The 15,253-nt window shown below is 44.6% G+C and carries 12 protein-coding genes; 7 read left to right on the forward strand and 5 right to left on the reverse strand.

The genetic code is table 11. The features are described from left to right. Positions 1 to 46 precede the first annotated feature (46 nt). Positions 47 to 1,609: a cation:proton antiporter gene (locus tag DSM107010_RS15020; protein ID WP_106167722.1), complete on the reverse strand. Its 1,563-nt coding sequence runs from the start codon at positions 1,607 to 1,609 to the stop codon at positions 47 to 49. A gap of 258 nt (positions 1,610 to 1,867) precedes the next feature. On the opposite strand from DSM107010_RS15020, the gene recN reads away from it, so the two are divergent. Next, positions 1,868 to 3,772, forward strand: coding sequence for a DNA repair protein RecN (recN, locus tag DSM107010_RS15025; RefSeq protein ID WP_015152868.1), 1,905 nt, complete (start codon positions 1,868 to 1,870; stop codon positions 3,770 to 3,772). 152 nt (positions 3,773 to 3,924) lie between these two features. Here recN and DSM107010_RS15030 read toward each other — a convergent pair whose 3' ends face one another. Continuing rightward, complete coding sequence (locus DSM107010_RS15030; RefSeq protein ID WP_106167723.1) at positions 3,925 to 4,488, reverse strand: hypothetical protein; 564 nt, start codon at positions 4,486 to 4,488, stop codon at positions 3,925 to 3,927. Between the two features lie 193 nt (positions 4,489 to 4,681). Between DSM107010_RS15030 and DSM107010_RS15035 the strand changes: the two genes are divergently transcribed. Then, on the forward strand, positions 4,682 to 5,188 hold the full coding sequence (locus DSM107010_RS15035; protein WP_127023282.1) for a GNAT family N-acetyltransferase: 507 nt from the start codon (positions 4,682 to 4,684) through the stop codon (positions 5,186 to 5,188). Positions 5,189 to 5,250: 62 nt separating this feature from the next. On the opposite strand, the gene DSM107010_RS15040 is transcribed toward DSM107010_RS15035, so the two are convergent. After that, the gene (locus DSM107010_RS15040; RefSeq protein WP_015152871.1) at positions 5,251 to 5,949 is read right to left on the reverse strand and encodes a response regulator; all 699 of its coding nucleotides are present in this window, start codon (positions 5,947 to 5,949) and stop codon (positions 5,251 to 5,253) included. 363 nt (positions 5,950 to 6,312) lie between these two features. On the opposite strand from DSM107010_RS15040, the gene DSM107010_RS15045 reads away from it, so the two are divergent. Further along, positions 6,313 to 6,663: a winged helix-turn-helix domain-containing protein gene (locus DSM107010_RS15045; protein WP_015152872.1), complete on the forward strand. Its 351-nt coding sequence runs from the start codon at positions 6,313 to 6,315 to the stop codon at positions 6,661 to 6,663. A gap of 54 nt (positions 6,664 to 6,717) precedes the next feature. Here DSM107010_RS15045 and glmS read toward each other — a convergent pair whose 3' ends face one another. Beyond that, positions 6,718 to 8,619: a glutamine--fructose-6-phosphate transaminase (isomerizing) gene (glmS, locus tag DSM107010_RS15050; RefSeq protein ID WP_015152873.1), complete on the reverse strand. Its 1,902-nt coding sequence runs from the start codon at positions 8,617 to 8,619 to the stop codon at positions 6,718 to 6,720. Positions 8,620 to 9,119: 500 nt separating this feature from the next. Next, positions 9,120 to 9,365 (reverse strand): photosystem I iron-sulfur center protein PsaC, encoded by a 246-nt coding sequence (psaC, locus tag DSM107010_RS15060; protein ID WP_012411495.1) that lies wholly within the window; start codon positions 9,363 to 9,365, stop codon positions 9,120 to 9,122. Between the two features lie 1,451 nt (positions 9,366 to 10,816). Here psaC and DSM107010_RS15065 point away from each other — a divergent pair. The 4 genes from DSM107010_RS15065 (at position 10,817) to DSM107010_RS15080 (ending at position 15,211) form a co-directional block, all read left to right on the forward strand. After that, positions 10,817 to 12,046, forward strand: coding sequence for a sedoheptulose 7-phosphate cyclase (locus DSM107010_RS15065; protein ID WP_127023285.1), 1,230 nt, complete (start codon positions 10,817 to 10,819; stop codon positions 12,044 to 12,046). A gap of 3 nt (positions 12,047 to 12,049) precedes the next feature. After that, a complete protein-coding gene (locus DSM107010_RS15070) occupies positions 12,050 to 12,886 on the forward strand; it encodes an O-methyltransferase (protein ID WP_106168518.1) in 837 nt (278 codons plus the stop codon). 23 nt (positions 12,887 to 12,909) lie between these two features. After that, positions 12,910 to 14,355, forward strand: a complete 1,446-nt coding sequence (locus DSM107010_RS15075; protein ID WP_106168519.1) for an ATP-grasp domain-containing protein — start codon at positions 12,910 to 12,912, stop codon at positions 14,353 to 14,355. A 127-nt stretch (positions 14,356 to 14,482) separates the two neighbouring features. Beyond that, positions 14,483 to 15,211, forward strand: coding sequence for a DUF3891 family protein (locus DSM107010_RS15080; RefSeq protein ID WP_015152877.1), 729 nt, complete (start codon positions 14,483 to 14,485; stop codon positions 15,209 to 15,211). The last annotated feature ends 42 nt before the right edge of the window (positions 15,212 to 15,253 follow it).

Genomic DNA, 15,253 nt, shown 5'->3' on the forward strand with positions numbered 1-15,253 from the left:
CAGCTAACAAAATTAGAAGTAAAGTCTTACTGCTCCCTGATAACTGTCAATCGTCTTCTAGGCTTAGTAGTTGTTCGTCAAGCTTTTGCAAGCGCGATCGCGCAATTTCTTCTGAAAGAATTTGCTTGCGGATTGCATCGTTCAGCGCTCCTTTTTCTGCTAATAATAAGCGACGACGAATAGCATCGAATTTAGTGAGATTACCTACAGTAGCGTCTAACTCATTTGGGCGGCGATTGTAGATTTCTCGCAAGGCTTTTTCTGCCCCTGCTACTCTTACCTGATAAGCCGATCGCATCTCTTCATAAACAGCTTTTGGTAATACTCCTGACCTCAACAAATTATCTAATTCATCTTGTGCTGCTTTAGCCGTCATCAACTGTGCTTGTAATTGTTCAGTCTGTTGACGAGAAGTGGATAAAGGGGACAAATGTAAACGTTTGACTAACCAAGGTAAACTCAAACCTTGCCCAATTAGAGACAGCAAAACCGTACCAAATACCAAAGTAATCAACTGCGATCTCTCTGCCAATGCACTTGGTAAACTGAGGGCAAGCGCCATTGACAGCGATCCTTTGATGTTACCGAAAAATAAAACGTGCTGCCAGTGCCACGGAACCGGACGGTCGAACCAACGCACTAAAGCTAACAGTCCATAAACAGAGATAATACGTGCCACTTGGCAAGCAAAAACTGCTAGCAGTACGGCAGGTAGGGTTTGCCAGAGAGTTATCAAGTCAATTTCTATGCCGATAAGCAGAAAAATGAAGCTGTTAACAGCAAAACTAGCGCATTCCCAAAAACTTAACAAAGTTAATTTATTAGAAGCCGATACATGACTAGCAAGCCCAATCGTGCCGAAAATTAATCCTGCAACAACTACAGCTACTCCACCAGAAACTCCCAAAACCTGACCGATTTGAAAGGTTCCTAGTGCTACTGCTACTGTTAGTAAGATGCTACTGAGTGGATCGTCTAATCGAGCTAGCAAACCCGTGCTACCTGTACTTAAATAGCCCAATCCTAACCCTACTAAAATACTGCCGGCGATCGCCACAAAAAGTTGTTGCAATCCACCCAAAACTGAGAATGAGCCAGTAGTATTGACATTCAAAACTAAGTTAAATAAAACCAGCGTGAGGATATCATTAAATAAAGTTTCCCCCTCAACAATTGTGGATAGTCGAGAGGGTACTGGCACTTCTTTGAAGACGGCAATCACAGAAACAGTATCCGTGTTTGCCAAAATCACTCCAACTAGTAACGCTGGTATCCAAGTCAATCCCAGTCCGAATTTCAGCACTAGTGCTATAATTCCAGCAGCGATAACGACTCCCGGTCCTGCTAGGAGAGCAATCGGTTTAACAGTGCTACGCAGACGGCTAATATCAGTATTGATAGCTGCCTCAAACAGGAGAATTGGCAAAAACAAATTCAAAACTAGAGAGGCATCTAAACCAATACGTTGAGGTAAAAGTTGGGTAATAGCTAAACCAGCTAATACTAAACCTGCAACGTAAGGCATTCGCAACCAACGAGATAGTAAAGCCACGCCAGTCGCAACCAGTAACAGGATAATTAAGACAGTAACTAACTGAGCGACTTCCATTTAAATTAAAGTCAAAAGTTAAAAGTGAGAAGTCAAAAGAGCAAACGTGCAATATTGACTTGTGCCAGATGAGATTTGTCAAAGGTCGTCCAACACTCCTCGACTCGTATTGTAATTTGCAACTTATCGTAACAGAAGTTAGCAGCCCACCTTTAACCACCAACTACCAATTACCACTCGATCTATTAATCCCCTGCCAATCTTGGCTAAAATTCATGAGGTGGCAAGTATGCGATCGCCCTCACGATATAGCACTTCATGTTAATCTCCCTCCAGATTGAAAACTTTGCTTTAATTGACCAGCTGGAGTTGGAATTCGGCACTGGTCTGAATGTCCTCACAGGCGAAACTGGTGCTGGTAAATCGATTATTTTGGATGCGATCGATGCAGCTTTGGGTGGAAAAGTCAATAGTCGCGCTATCCGCACGGGAACCAATCGCGCCTTGATTGAAGCGACATTTCGATTGGATAAAGATTTGGCTGACTGGCTAATTACAGAAGAAATCGAACTACTTGACGATAATTCCTTAATATGCAGTCGCGAGTTAACCGTAGCTCAAAATAGCCTCCGCAGCCGATCGCGAGTCAATGGGGTACTCGTCAACCGCCAGCAAATGGCACAACTACGCGATCGCTTGGTAGAAATTACTGCCCAAGGGCAAGCCGTACAAGTAGGACAAGCAGCCCAAGTACGAGAATGGCTAGATTTATATGGTGGTACAAGTCACTTTCAACAACGGGAAGTTGTCGCAACTGCCTATACCGCATACCAAGAAGTTAAAACTAATTTAGAAAAACGGCGACAGTCCGATCGCCAGCGGTTGCAACAAATTGACTTACTAACTTATCAAGTCAAAGAATTAGAAACAGCTAGTTTGGGCGAACCAGACGAACTAGAACAACTGGAACAGGAACGCCAACGCCTCAGCCATGTTGTAGAACTACAACAGTCGAGTTACAAAGTCTATCAAGTCCTCTATCAAAATGAGAATGACGGACAAGCCAGCGCCGACTTGCTAGCAGACGCGGAAGCTACGCTGACAGATATGGTGCAATATGACATCCAGCTACAACCAATCCTCGATTTAGTGGGCGAAGCACTAGCAGCAGTCACGGAAGCAGGACGGCAGATCGGTGCTTATGGAGAAAGTTTAGAATCCGATCCGCAGCGGCTAGAAATCGTTGAATCCCGCATTCGCGAATTGAAACTGGTGTGCCGCAAATACGGTACTCTCCCAGAAGCGATCGCCTACTACCAAAAAATTCAAACAGAACTCGCCGAACTTAACGATAGCGAACAATCGATTGAAGCCTTGGAACAACAGGAACGAAAATATCTGGATCGACTGTTGCAGGAATGCGATCGACTCACCCAACTGCGCCAGCAAGCCGCCGCCAAACTCGAAGCACAGATTCTTGCAGAACTCAAACCCTTGGCGATGGAAAAAGTTCAATTTCAGGTAGAAATAGCCTCTACAGTCCCTACAGCCACCGGAAACAACCAAATTTCTTTTCTGTTTAGCCCCAATCCTGGCGAACCATTACAACCCTTAATTGCGATCGCCTCTGGGGGTGAAATGAGTCGATTTTTACTCGCCCTGAAAGCCTGTTTTTCCCAAGCCGAAGCATCGGGAACGCTGATATTTGATGAAATTGATGTTGGCGTATCGGGAAGAGTCGCTCAAGCGATCGCCGATAAACTCCACCACCTCAGCCAACGTCACCAAGTGTTGTGCGTCACTCACCAACCCCTAGTTGCAGCAATGGCAGATCGACATTTTCGGGTAGATAAGCAAGTTATTGTAGGGGCGGGTTTATCAGACACGCCTGGGGACAAACAAACAATCCCGGCAAACCCGCCCGTACCGGAGTCGGGAGTCGTAGGGGCGGGTTTATCAGACACCCCTGGGGACAAACAAACAATTCAGACAAACCCGCCCGTACCGGGATCGGGAGAAATTAGGACGGTTGTGAGAGTTGCAGCTCTGGATAATTTTGATACGCGGCGGGAGGAATTAGCAAATCTCGCTGGTGGTAAATCTGCCCAAGATGCGATCGCCTTTGCTGAATCTCTGCTTACTCAAGCCGCAAATCAACGCCAAACACCACAAAATGGTGCAGCCACAAAATCGCGATCGGCTAAATCGACCAAGAAACGATAATTGGTTATAGCGGTTTTCGATTGGGTAAAACACACGATCGATCTGTAGGGGCGCTTTCTCTGTGCGCCCCTAGAAATGTCACGCACGCAATCGAGAATTGCTATATCCGTTAACAGTTATCGGTGACTAATCGACTAATAGAGAGGAAATTATCATTGAGGTTTACCACAGTTTTGCAAGTAGTTATCAAAGCGATTTTCTACTGTTTTGAGCAAACCATTTTCATCTAAATAACGTACTTGAAAATTAATCACTACAACATCGCCCGAATCATATCCAAAAATGCGATCGAGAAAATTTACAGGAGGAACTTCATAACCGCCGCCAGGATTAACGGAACAGCATTCTGGATACAATGCTATATGCTCATCGAAGCTTTTATACTTGATGTGAGCGAGATTATATCCATCAAAGCTTTTATCCTTGACGTGCTTGGGATCTGGGGCATTGTCCAGAGGTAATGTATCTCGGCTATTTTGGAGATCGAATACTGCTCTAATTTTTTCTTCGTTACTTAGGTAGCGCATTTCTGCGAAACAAAAGCCAGAATAGTTTAAACCAAAATAACTAAAAAGAATTAGCAGCACGCCACCGACAAAGAAAAAACTTTTCAAGATATGACTTTCACTATTTTTTGCCAACGATGTCAAAGACTCGTATTTAATACCTGTATATAGTAATTCCAATTCTAATGCATTACATTTGTAGGGGCGCACAGAGAAAGCGCCCCCTACAGATCTGTGTACCTCATGTGACTGAAAACTGCTATAAATCTATTTGAAAATATCACGTCGGTGGATTTTATAACTTGCCCCATACAATTCATTTAAAAAATGTAATATAGTTTATAACTTTTATAATATCTTGCTGGGTTCTCGTTTACAATTATTTAAGTCCGTTCATCGACCAATGATAAAAGAAATTGAAGTCACCCGTACCTATTTAAAAATGACAGCGGCAGACGAATTAAAACCTGCCAAAATAGAAAGCGATCGCCTGCAAATTCATCAGGTCGTTGAATGTCCGGCTTCCTTTTATCGCTATCTTTACACGGAAGTTGGACGTAAATACCATTGGTGCGATCGCCTCAACTGGACAGATATTCAAATTAAAAATCATCTCAAACAACCCAACATTTCTATTTGGGTTCTGTATTCTATGAGTGCGCCAGCCGGATTTTTTGAATTAAAACAACACGAAGATAAATCGGTAGAAATTGCTTATTTTGGTACTCTCGACGAATTTTTAGGGCGGGGATTGGGCAAACACCTACTCACTGTAGCGATCGAACGAGCTTGGGATTTGACCGAAAATTATATATGGCTGCATACCTGCACTTTAGATCACCCAGCCGCCATGCCCAACTACCTCAATCGCGGCTTCAGACCTTTTAAACAAGAAACTTATTACATATAGAGACATGACGTGTAGAGACGTTACATGTAACGTCTCTACACGTCATAACATTTCTGGATAAATTATGCTACCAACCCAGCTCTGAGGGCGCGTACAGCCGCCTGCGTCCGGTCGTTGACGCATAACTTATTGAGAATATTACGGACGTGAGTTTTGACAGTGCCAACTGTAATGTAGAGTTTATCGGCAATGTCATAATTACTATGCCCCGCCACAATCAGCGCTAACACGTCGAGTTCGCGATCGGTGAGGGGAGTCGCTGCCAGCATTTGAGTGTATTCTGGCTCTATGGCATCGATCGCCACCGTTGGCTTAGCACCAACCGGACGGACTTCTTTCAACACGATCCGGGCAATTGACGAATCAATCCAGTTTTCACCGCCGTAGGTCGCTTCTATCGCTTCGACCAATTGATCTATACTGGTATCTTTCATACAGTAAGAGTCTGCTCCAGCCGTAAAAGCAGCTAAAACAGTATCTTCGCGATCGTTTAAAGTCAGGATCAAAACTCTAGTCTTGCAGTCTGGCGTTTGACTTTGAAACTCGCGGAATTTACGAGTTAATTCAATTCCATCCATATCTGGCAAGCCTACATCAACGATCGCCACGTCTGGCTTAGTCGTTTGCAGCAATTGTAACCCATCATGGGCATTAGCAGCATCGCCAACCACTTTTACTTTCTGAGTCTGTTCTAGAGCAGTCCGCATTCCTAAGCGGGTAAGAGTGTGGTCTTCAACCAAGGCGACTTGAATTAGACTCATATTTAACCTCAACCAGTTCGATCTCAACAGTTTAAAAAATTACCTGAAAAAACAGTTTTTGTCGCAGTCAATTCAATATAAATTACAAAGTCCACCGAACATTTACTGAAATCGGGTGAGAGATAATCAGTCAATTACCCGTCCTTCGGTAGATACACTGATATTCGCATCAGTCATAGAATTCTTATATCCCTCTAAGGGATGAAGTTGTCCCTAAAAGGGAGCAATTCAGTGACCAGTGACCAGTGGCTAGCCATTGAAACGGTTTCTGGGCAACAAAAGCATTGCTGCTTGTAGATGGTCTAGTTGTAAATACTCACTGATAACTAATAACTGATAACTGATAACTGATAACCAGAGCAAGTGAATCAAAAAAGTGTAGAAAAAATTCAAACAGCAACAAAATTTATTCTTTGGTTTCGTCACTGTTTACCGCAACCATTTCAACAGGTTGTGCGACCATATTTAGCTCAACCTTATCAATTAGCTTTAGAAATACTTGACTGTTGTAGCGGTGAAGAACCGATGACGGTAGAAACTATTGCTCAAAAAGTTGCCATTAACAAAAATACAGCGCGGCAAGTACTCAGTGCTTTGAGAGAGGGAGGTTTAATTTTTACTATCACTGCAAATAGAGGATGGAAGTGTTTGCAGGTCAATCAGCAATCTTTACAGGCGATCGAGCAAACTTTGGAACGAGAATTAATTTCATAGTGACAAATTCAGAAGTCGATTTATATCTTGCACAAATCGACTTTTTTCAAAGTTTTATTCTACGGTAACGGACTTAGCCAAATTACGGGGTTGATCCACGTCCAAGCCACGCCTTGCAGCAATGTGATAGGCAAGTAGCTGTAATGGAATTACAGAGAGAATGGGAGAAAGGATTTCATCCACAACTGGGACGGGGAGTGTATCGTCAAATATTTCCTTGGCGTGTTCGTCGTGCATGGGAGCAACGCCAATTAAGCGCGAGTCGCGGGCTTTAGCTTCCTGTACGTTAGAAAGAACTTTTTCATAGACGCTACCAGGCATAGCGATCGCCACGACAGGGACTTTGGCATCCAACAAAGCGATCGGTCCGTGTTTCATCTCTCCCGCTGGATAGCCTTCCGCGTGAATGTAACTAATTTCCTTCAATTTCAGCGCCCCTTCCAGCGCGATCGGATAATTAATTCCCCGTCCGATGAAAATAAAATCTTGCGTCTCGGTAAACTCATGGGCGAGTTCTTCAATTTGTCGCTCTTGCTGTTCCAAAATTGACTCGATCTGGGCTGGGAGTTGCCACAGTTGCCCGATGATTTGCTCTAGTTGAGTCGCTGATAGAGTTTGGCGGCGATACGCCAGATCGAGGGCGAGGCAATAAAAAGCAACCAACTGGGCAATAAAAGTTTTTGTCGCGGCTACGCCAATTTCAATTCCAGCCTGAATGTCAATCGTGTAGTCTACTAGTCGAGCTAGCGAACTTTGCATTCGGTTGGTAATTCCCAACAGACGAGGACGAAATTGTGGCGTTTTTTCGGCACGGCGTTGCTTATCCATAGCGATCGCCGACAGCGTATCAGCCGTTTCACCAGATTGCGTCACGCCCACAATCAACGTATTCGGCATCAGAGGCGGCGGCGCGTAACGGAACTCTGAAGCATAGTGTACCTGTGTGGGAATTTGTGCTAACTGCTCCAGTAAATACTTACCCACCAAGCTAGCGTGCCAACTCGTACCGCACGCCACAATTTGAACTTGTTCCAAGTCGGTGTAGAACTCTGCTGGTAAGCTCAAATTAATCGGACTGGTGGTAGATGCAGCAGTCCAATCGTTGCTAATGTAAGTTTCTAAAACCATCCGCACGACACTCGATTGCTCGTAAATTTCTTTGAGCATGAAGTGACGGAAGCCTTGTTTCTCCATTGTGACAGCAGTACCGCTGAGCAAATGGGGATGTTTTTTAAGGCGATCGCCCGCAAAGTTGTAAATTTCAATTCCCAAAGGCGTAAGAGTCGCCATTTCTCCGTTTTCCAACGGTACGATCGCGTGAGTATAGGGTAAAATCGCCGGGATATCTGAAGCACAGAAAAACTCCCCTTGCCCGAAACCAAGCACCAAGGGCGCTTGTTGTCGCGCCACTACAATTTCATCGGGATAATCGGCACACAAAAGCACGATCGCGAATGCTCCCTCCAACCGATTCACGACTCGCCGCACTGCTTCCGTCAAAGGAGAGTAGAATTTTTCAGTTTCGCCACTCTGCCGCATTTGGTTCAGACATTCCGCTACCAAATTGGGAATAACTTCAGTATCAGTCTCAGTTACAAACTCATAGTTCAGCTGTTTTAATTCTTCTCGTAGCTCTCGATAATTTTCGATAATACCGTTTTGCACTACAGCTACCCGTTTTGAAGTATCTAAATGTGGGTGAGCGTTGTGTTCCTCCGGTTTTCCGTGGGTTGCCCAGCGTGTATGTCCGATTCCGACTAAACCAGGAATTTCTTGTCCGTTAAGTTTTGATTGGAGGTTGCGTAACTTACCCTTAGCACGGACGCGGTGAATCTCGCCTTCCCACACCGTAGCAATTCCGGCAGAATCGTAGCCCCGATACTCTAGCTTTTCTAAACCCGCCAGTAAAATTCCGGTTGCTGCTTGAGTACCGATATAGCCTACAATTCCGCACATGTTTCACTCCTTCTATTCTTTGGATTTTATAAGTTAATCTATCGGGGTTAGTTTGAATCGACAAATAATTTCTCTATTCTATAATTGATGACTTATGTCATACAGGTGTTGCTCCTGCAAGAATTAAGCAGTATTACTTAGTTGATAGTTATCAGTTATTAGTGGTAATTGGTAGTTGGTAGTTTTTTCTCCCTTGTCTCCCCCCTCTCCCTTGTCTTCCTTGTCTCCCCCCTCTCCCTTGTCTTCCTTGTCTCCCCCCTCTCCCTTGTCTTCCTTGTCTCCCCCCTCCCCCTTGTCTTCCTCAGCTCCCTCAGCCTCCTCAGCCTCCTCAGCTCTCTTTTCCCTGCTCCCTAATCAAAAAAAGAGGGTGGCTTGTGTTCTCCCCCCTCCCGAAAGCAGCTGGATTGTTACACGCAGCTAAAAAAGGCAATCGTCTAATGGTACTAGCTATCAAAATGTTGTTTTTTTATTTCTAGCTTCTAGAGAATTTAACTCAAACTCTAGTAAGCTAGACCCATGCTGCGAGTGGTTTCCGCACCGAGATATACGCGAATGCTTAAAAAGTCGGTGGGACAAGCTGTTTCACAGCGCTTGCAGCCTACACAGTCTTCCGTGCGGGGAGAGGAAGCGATTTGAGCGGCTTTGCAGCCATCCCAAGGAACCATCTCTAGCACGTCTGTCGGGCAAGCCCGCACGCACTGAGTGCAGCCGATACAGGTATCGTAGATTTTAACGGTATGAGACATGGAAATTAAGACTCCAACGAGCGTTTTATGTTGGCATAGACTCATAATCAAGGCTTAGTTTACCGTAGAGTCCGAATCCACTTCAGTAAAAGGCTACATAACTTTAAATTCTGTAATAGTAGGGAGCAGGGAGTAGGGACAAGGGGACAAGGGGACAAGGGGGACAAGGGAGACAAGGGGGACAAGGGGGACAAGGGGGACAACTACCAACTACCAACTACCAACTACCCATCACCACTGAATAACTGATAACTGATAACTGACTACATCTATCTATAGTTATAAAAGTAATAAATTGTGTGCTGAAATTAGTCAATAAAATATAGAGAAAATATTTGGCGATCGCCTCTCAATTTCATGTAAACTATTGTAAATAATTGCTGAGTTTGATAGAATACGCAGGTAGTGTTGTATGAACGATCGTGGCGATCGCCGTCAATTTTTTGACAGTAAATACAACTCCTACTTTGGACTGAGGACAGAAATTTCGGCTTCAGTTTACTTTTGTGATGTAACGTAAATAGACTCAAGCACGCGAGTGCCTTGGCATAGCTGCGATCGCCTTAAGTGTGGCAAAGTCCATAAGGGAGCAAAACTTGCAATACAAGCCCAATGTTGAACTGAATCGATCTCCTCTAAATCCAGAGCAGAAAGTTAATTACGGTTGCAATCTCAAATGGAAACCTGGAGATGAAAGAGGTAGTTTGATAGCCATAGCCGCTATTCTCATTAGTAAAAATACTTCAAAACCAAGCATTTAGGCTTGTCAAAGGTCGGAGATTTCAGTGTTTTGTGTAGATTGTCAACCGCGATCGCAGATTCGGCAAAATATAAGGTAATAGCAGTAAGATAAGCGATTCCGAGTGACAGTTTAAGCAATGTTTAATTGCGACAAATTTTTGTCTCCTATAAAGGTTTGTTTTTGTCAAGGATTGCAAATAATATTTACTTGCTGCTAATGTATTGTAAGAGGCATTTGGCTCTCAAAGCGCAATAGAAATCTGCCGATGTTAGTTTTTTCCTCCTTTTCTGCCCTCTGGATTCAGAGCGGGGAACACACTAGGAGATAACTAATTTGGCTTTTAGTAATGTATTTTTTGACCTAATAAGAGCAGTGCCAGCTATGAATGTGTAGCTGAGAGTAAAGGGCGTGCAGAAATTGCGTTAGCGTTCACGTAGCTTGCTTCTCCGAAGGAGTAGTGTAGCGTTTAGCGCAAACTTTGCGATCGCCACCCTAATTAACGCGAACTTATTAGGCTTTCTGTCATCGCATCTCCAAACACGGTGGCGAGTCGTTAGAGGCAATAGAAACAAGTGAAGTCAAAAATTGGGTAAGTATTTACTACTATATCCAATGTGCTTTCGCAGATCTTCTTTTGCATCTACTTGGTCTTGCGGCGCTACATGCAAGTCGCTAATTTTTGTTGGACTAATTCACACAGGTAAAATTCATGAGCGAAGTACAAGCAAAGTTCACGGCGACTGAAACAGCTTTTCACGTTGAAGGCTACGAAAAGATTGAATTCAGCCTCCTCTGCATTAATGGTGCTTTTGACATTAGCAACCGTGAAATTGCCGACCAATATCAAAAATACGGACGCTGTTTAACCGTCATCGATGCCACTGTTTATCGATTGTATGGCGAACAAATTGAAGCTTACTTTCAGCATTACAACATCGATCTGACCGTATTCCCCATCACCATCACCGAACCGAATAAGACGATCGCGACCTTCGAGACAATTATCGATGCATTTGCCGAGTTCGGCTTAGTCCGCAAAGAACCAGTTTTGGTTGTTGGTGGTGGATTAGTCACAGATGTAGCTGGTTTTGCCTGTGCTGCTTATCGTCGTAACTCTAACTTCATCCGTGTTCCGACAACCTTAATCGGTCTGATCGATGCTGGGGTAGCAATTAAAGTTGCAGTCAACCATAAGAAACTGAAAAACCGCTTGGGTGCTTACCACGCACCTAAACAGGTCATCCTTGACTTTTCTTTCTTGCGCACCCTACCTACAGCCCAAGTGCGTAACGGTATGGCAGAACTGGTAAAAATTGCCGTAGTTGCTAACGCTGAAGTCTTCAATTTACTAGAGAAGTACGGCGAACAACTGCTGCAAACTCACTTCGGTTATGTGGATGCAACACCAGAACTTCAGGAAATTGCCTACAAAGTCAATTACGAATCGATCAAAACGATGATCGAGTTGGAAACTCCGAACCTGCACGAAATCGACCTCGATCGCGTCATTGCCTACGGTCATACCTGGAGTCCGACTTTAGAACTCGCCCCTAACGTACCAATTTTCCACGGTCATGCTGTGAATATTGACATGGCATTCTCCGCCACTCTTGCAGCAAAACGCGGCTATATTTCCACCCAAGATCGCGATCGCATCCTTGGTTTAATGAGTCGGATCGGCTTAGCCCTCGACCATCCCCTACTAGAAGGCGATCTTCTCTGGCAGGCAACTGAGTCAATTATGCAAACCAGAGACGGCAAACTACGCGCCGCAATGCCCAAGCCTATTGGTACTTGCTTCTTCGTCAACGACCTGACGCGGGAAGAATTGAATGCTGCTTTAGCCGAACACAAGCAACTATGCGCGACATATCCTCGCGGTGGCGACGGTGTTGATGCTTACATGGTACAAGAACCCGAACTCGTAGGGAGCGTATAGACCATGACGATCGCACCTCAGAAAGAAAATACGGCAAGACCAGTTACGCCCTTGGGGATTCTAGTGCAGCAGTTGCAACAAATCCTAGAGTTAGTAGCAAAAGAACAAAACATTTCTTTAGAGGTAGCTGCCAAAATTCAGCAGGTGTGGCAACTCGCCGCAGGCATCGATCCATATATCGAAGCCGTTTCTACCGAAGAATCTGCTGCCCTCGCCGCACTAGCAAAAAAAACCTGTGCTGAACCTTGGGAAAAACGATTTTCTGACCAGGAAACAGTCCGCCAGTTAGAACAGGAAATGCTGTCTGGACATCTGGAAGGACAAACATTAAAAATGTTCGTTCACATGACCAAAGCCAAAAGTATTTTGGAAGTTGGAATGTTCACGGGTTACTCTGCATTAGCGATGGCAGAGGCTTTACCAGAAGACGGACGCTTGGTAGCTTGTGAAGTGGATCGATACGTGGCAGACTTTGCGATCGACTGCTTTCAAGCATCTCCCCACGGACGCAAAATTTCTGTGGAAGTAGCCCCAGCTATGGAAACATTGCAAAAACTGGCAGCCGCGAAAGAGTCGTTTGACTTGGTATTTATCGATGCCGATAAGAAGGAGTACGTAGATTATTTCCACCTCTTGCTAGATGCAGATTTAGTACCCTCTGGAGGATTTATCTGCGTCGATAACACCTTGTTGCAAGGGCAACCATACCTGCCACCCGACCAGCGCACCCCGAACGGAGAAGCGATCGCCCAATTTAACCGCATCGTAGCTGCTGACCCCCGCGTGGAACAGGTTTTGCTACCGCTACGCGATGGTTTGACGATTATTCGGCGCATATAAATCGGTAAAAGCATGGCACTGCCATGCTTTTACCACAATCTATTACCCCTACCATGCAGATATTTGCAGTATTCCAAAATCTGGGAACGCTACTTCTACTCGCGATCGCCTTTCCTTTCAACTGTATCGTTGTTTTGACAGCGTTATTGTGGAATCTCGTCAGCAAGCCGTTTCGTGACCGGGGCATCTTACCTGTATCTCACCCCAAAAACATCATGCTGACGGGGGGGAAGATGACCAAAGCCCTGCAACTTGCCCGTTCGTTTCATATGGTCGGACATCGGGTGGTGTTGGTAGAAACTCATAAATATTGGTTGACCGGACATCGATTTTCTAACGCCGTCGATCGCTTTTATACCGTTCCCGCGCCGGAAAAAGACCCGGAAGCCTATTCACAAGCATTGCTGGCGATCGCCAAACAAGAAAATATCGATGTCTACGTTCCCGTCTGTAGTCCCGTCGCCAGCTACTATGACTCTGTGGCTAAATCAGTTTTATCTGGCTGCTGCGAGGTGTTTCACTTCGATGCAGAGGTAACGCAGATGTTAGACGATAAGTATGAGTTTGCCGAGAAAGCGCGATCGCTCGGTTTATCTGTCCCCAAATCTTTCAAAATTACCAATCCAGAACAAGTCATTAACTTTGACTTTTCCGATGCGGAACGTCCATATATCCTCAAAAGCATTCCCTACGACTCGGTACGTCGCTTAAACTTAACTAAGCTACCATGTGCTACTCCAGCAGAAACAGCAGCTTTTGTCAATAGTCTGCCAATTAGTCCTGAAAAACCCTGGATTATGCAAGAATTTATCCCAGGACAGGAATACTGCACCCACAGTACCGTCCGCAATGGGGAATTAAGAATGCACTGCTGTTGCGAGTCTTCGGCTTTTCAAGTCAATTATGAAAACGTTGACAAGCCAGAAATACTTGCATGGGTGCGTCATTTTGTCAAAGAATTAGGAATTACCGGACAAGCTTCTTTTGACTTTATTCAAGCTGAGGATGGAAACGTTTACGCGATCGAGTGCAACCCCCGCACCCACTCAGCAATTACAATGTTTTATAATCATCCAGGGGTAGCCGATGCATTTTGTAGAGACGTTACATGTAATACCTCTACGTCGAGGGCGGGTTTATTGAATTCTTCGTTCATCAACAATATTTCGGGTGAACCCGCCCCTACAATATATCCGTTGCAACCCTTATCGACCAGCAAGCCTACTTATTGGACTTATCACGAACTCTGGCGGCTCACTGGAATTCGCTCTTTTCCACAATTGCAGACCTGGTGCAAAAACATCTTGCGTGGGAAGGATGCAATTTTCGCGATCGACGATCCGTTGCCGTTTTTGATGGTACACCATTGGCAAATTCCCCTCTTGCTGTTAGACAATCTCCGCAGGCTTAAAGGCTGGATCAGGATAGATTTTAATATTGGCAAGATTGTCGAATTAGGTGGGGATTAAACCAGCGAACAGTGACTAGTGACCAGTAACCAAATGGTGTAACTCTTAGATGTTTATCCACCATTCACTTTTTACTCTCTGCCTTGAGGGAAATTAAATACAGCTCAATGAAACTGATAACTGATATATGATTGCTAATCAAACTGAAACAGGTTGGGAAGTTATTTATCATCGCGCTCATGCGCTACTTGCAGCACAAATTGCCGGACATTGGCGACGTAAGGATTTCCCACCTCGGATTTACGAAACTATAGCTGCAATTTCCCACCACGACGATTTAGAAAAAGAATGGGAAGAAAACAATCTCACCCCAGCTGGCGCGCCGTTAGACTTTACTCTCGATACTAGTACTCATCTACCCAAGCTGAAACAGCACATTTCCAACGCACGCTATCGGGGACGGTGGGTGACAATGCTAACTTCTATGCATACTAGTTTTTTGAATGAAGGAAAACGGGGAGAGTCATCGGAACTCGATGAGTTTCTTGACGAACAGTTAGAGCTACAAAAACAATATAGAAAAGAACTTAAAATTAGTCAGAAAGATGCTGAAGAAGCTTATGCCTTTTTTCAGTGGTGCGATCGCCTTTCATTAATTCTCTGTAATCGTCAATTACCAGTAGACGAACGCGCATTAGAAATTGGGAAAGGACCAGATGGCGATCGCTACGATATTATTCAGTTGCAGGATGGCAAAGTTACCGTTACTCCTTGGTGCTTTGAAGATAAGGAGTTTACTGTCAACGTAGAAGCCTCATACCTTTCCCAACTACAATTTGGTAGTAATGCCGAACTGACAGAGCAATTACAAACCGCACCGATGAAAAGTTTGGAGTGGACATTTGTTAAAGTATGATGGCAGATGGTAGTTGGTAATTGGTAGTTGGTAGTTGATAGT

The sequence above is a fragment of the Chroococcidiopsis cubana SAG 39.79 genome (genome assembly GCF_003991895.1).
In the GTDB taxonomy this organism is placed as follows: Bacteria; Cyanobacteriota; Cyanobacteriia; order Cyanobacteriales; family Chroococcidiopsidaceae; genus Chroococcidiopsis; species Chroococcidiopsis thermalis.

Excerpts from the sequence above, each read along its gene's own strand:
- DSM107010_RS15020 (WP_106167722.1), bottom strand. The coding sequence starts at position 1,609 with ATGGAAGTCGCTCAGTTAGTTACTGTCTTAATTATCCTGTTACTGGTT.
- recN (WP_015152868.1), top strand. The coding sequence starts at position 1,868 with ATGTTAATCTCCCTCCAGATTGAAAACTTTGCTTTAATTGACCAGCTG.
- DSM107010_RS15035 (WP_127023282.1), top strand. The coding sequence starts at position 4,682 with ATGATAAAAGAAATTGAAGTCACCCGTACCTATTTAAAAATGACAGCG.
- DSM107010_RS15040 (WP_015152871.1), bottom strand. The coding sequence starts at position 5,949 with ATGAGTCTAATTCAAGTCGCCTTGGTTGAAGACCACACTCTTACCCGC.
- glmS (WP_015152873.1), bottom strand. The coding sequence starts at position 8,619 with ATGTGCGGAATTGTAGGCTATATCGGTACTCAAGCAGCAACCGGAATT.
- psaC (WP_012411495.1), bottom strand. The coding sequence starts at position 9,365 with ATGTCTCATACCGTTAAAATCTACGATACCTGTATCGGCTGCACTCAG.
- DSM107010_RS15065 (WP_127023285.1), top strand. The coding sequence starts at position 10,817 with ATGAGCGAAGTACAAGCAAAGTTCACGGCGACTGAAACAGCTTTTCAC.
- DSM107010_RS15070 (WP_106168518.1), top strand. The coding sequence starts at position 12,050 with ATGACGATCGCACCTCAGAAAGAAAATACGGCAAGACCAGTTACGCCC.
- DSM107010_RS15075 (WP_106168519.1), top strand. The coding sequence starts at position 12,910 with ATGCTTTTACCACAATCTATTACCCCTACCATGCAGATATTTGCAGTA.
- DSM107010_RS15080 (WP_015152877.1), top strand. The coding sequence starts at position 14,483 with ATGATTGCTAATCAAACTGAAACAGGTTGGGAAGTTATTTATCATCGC.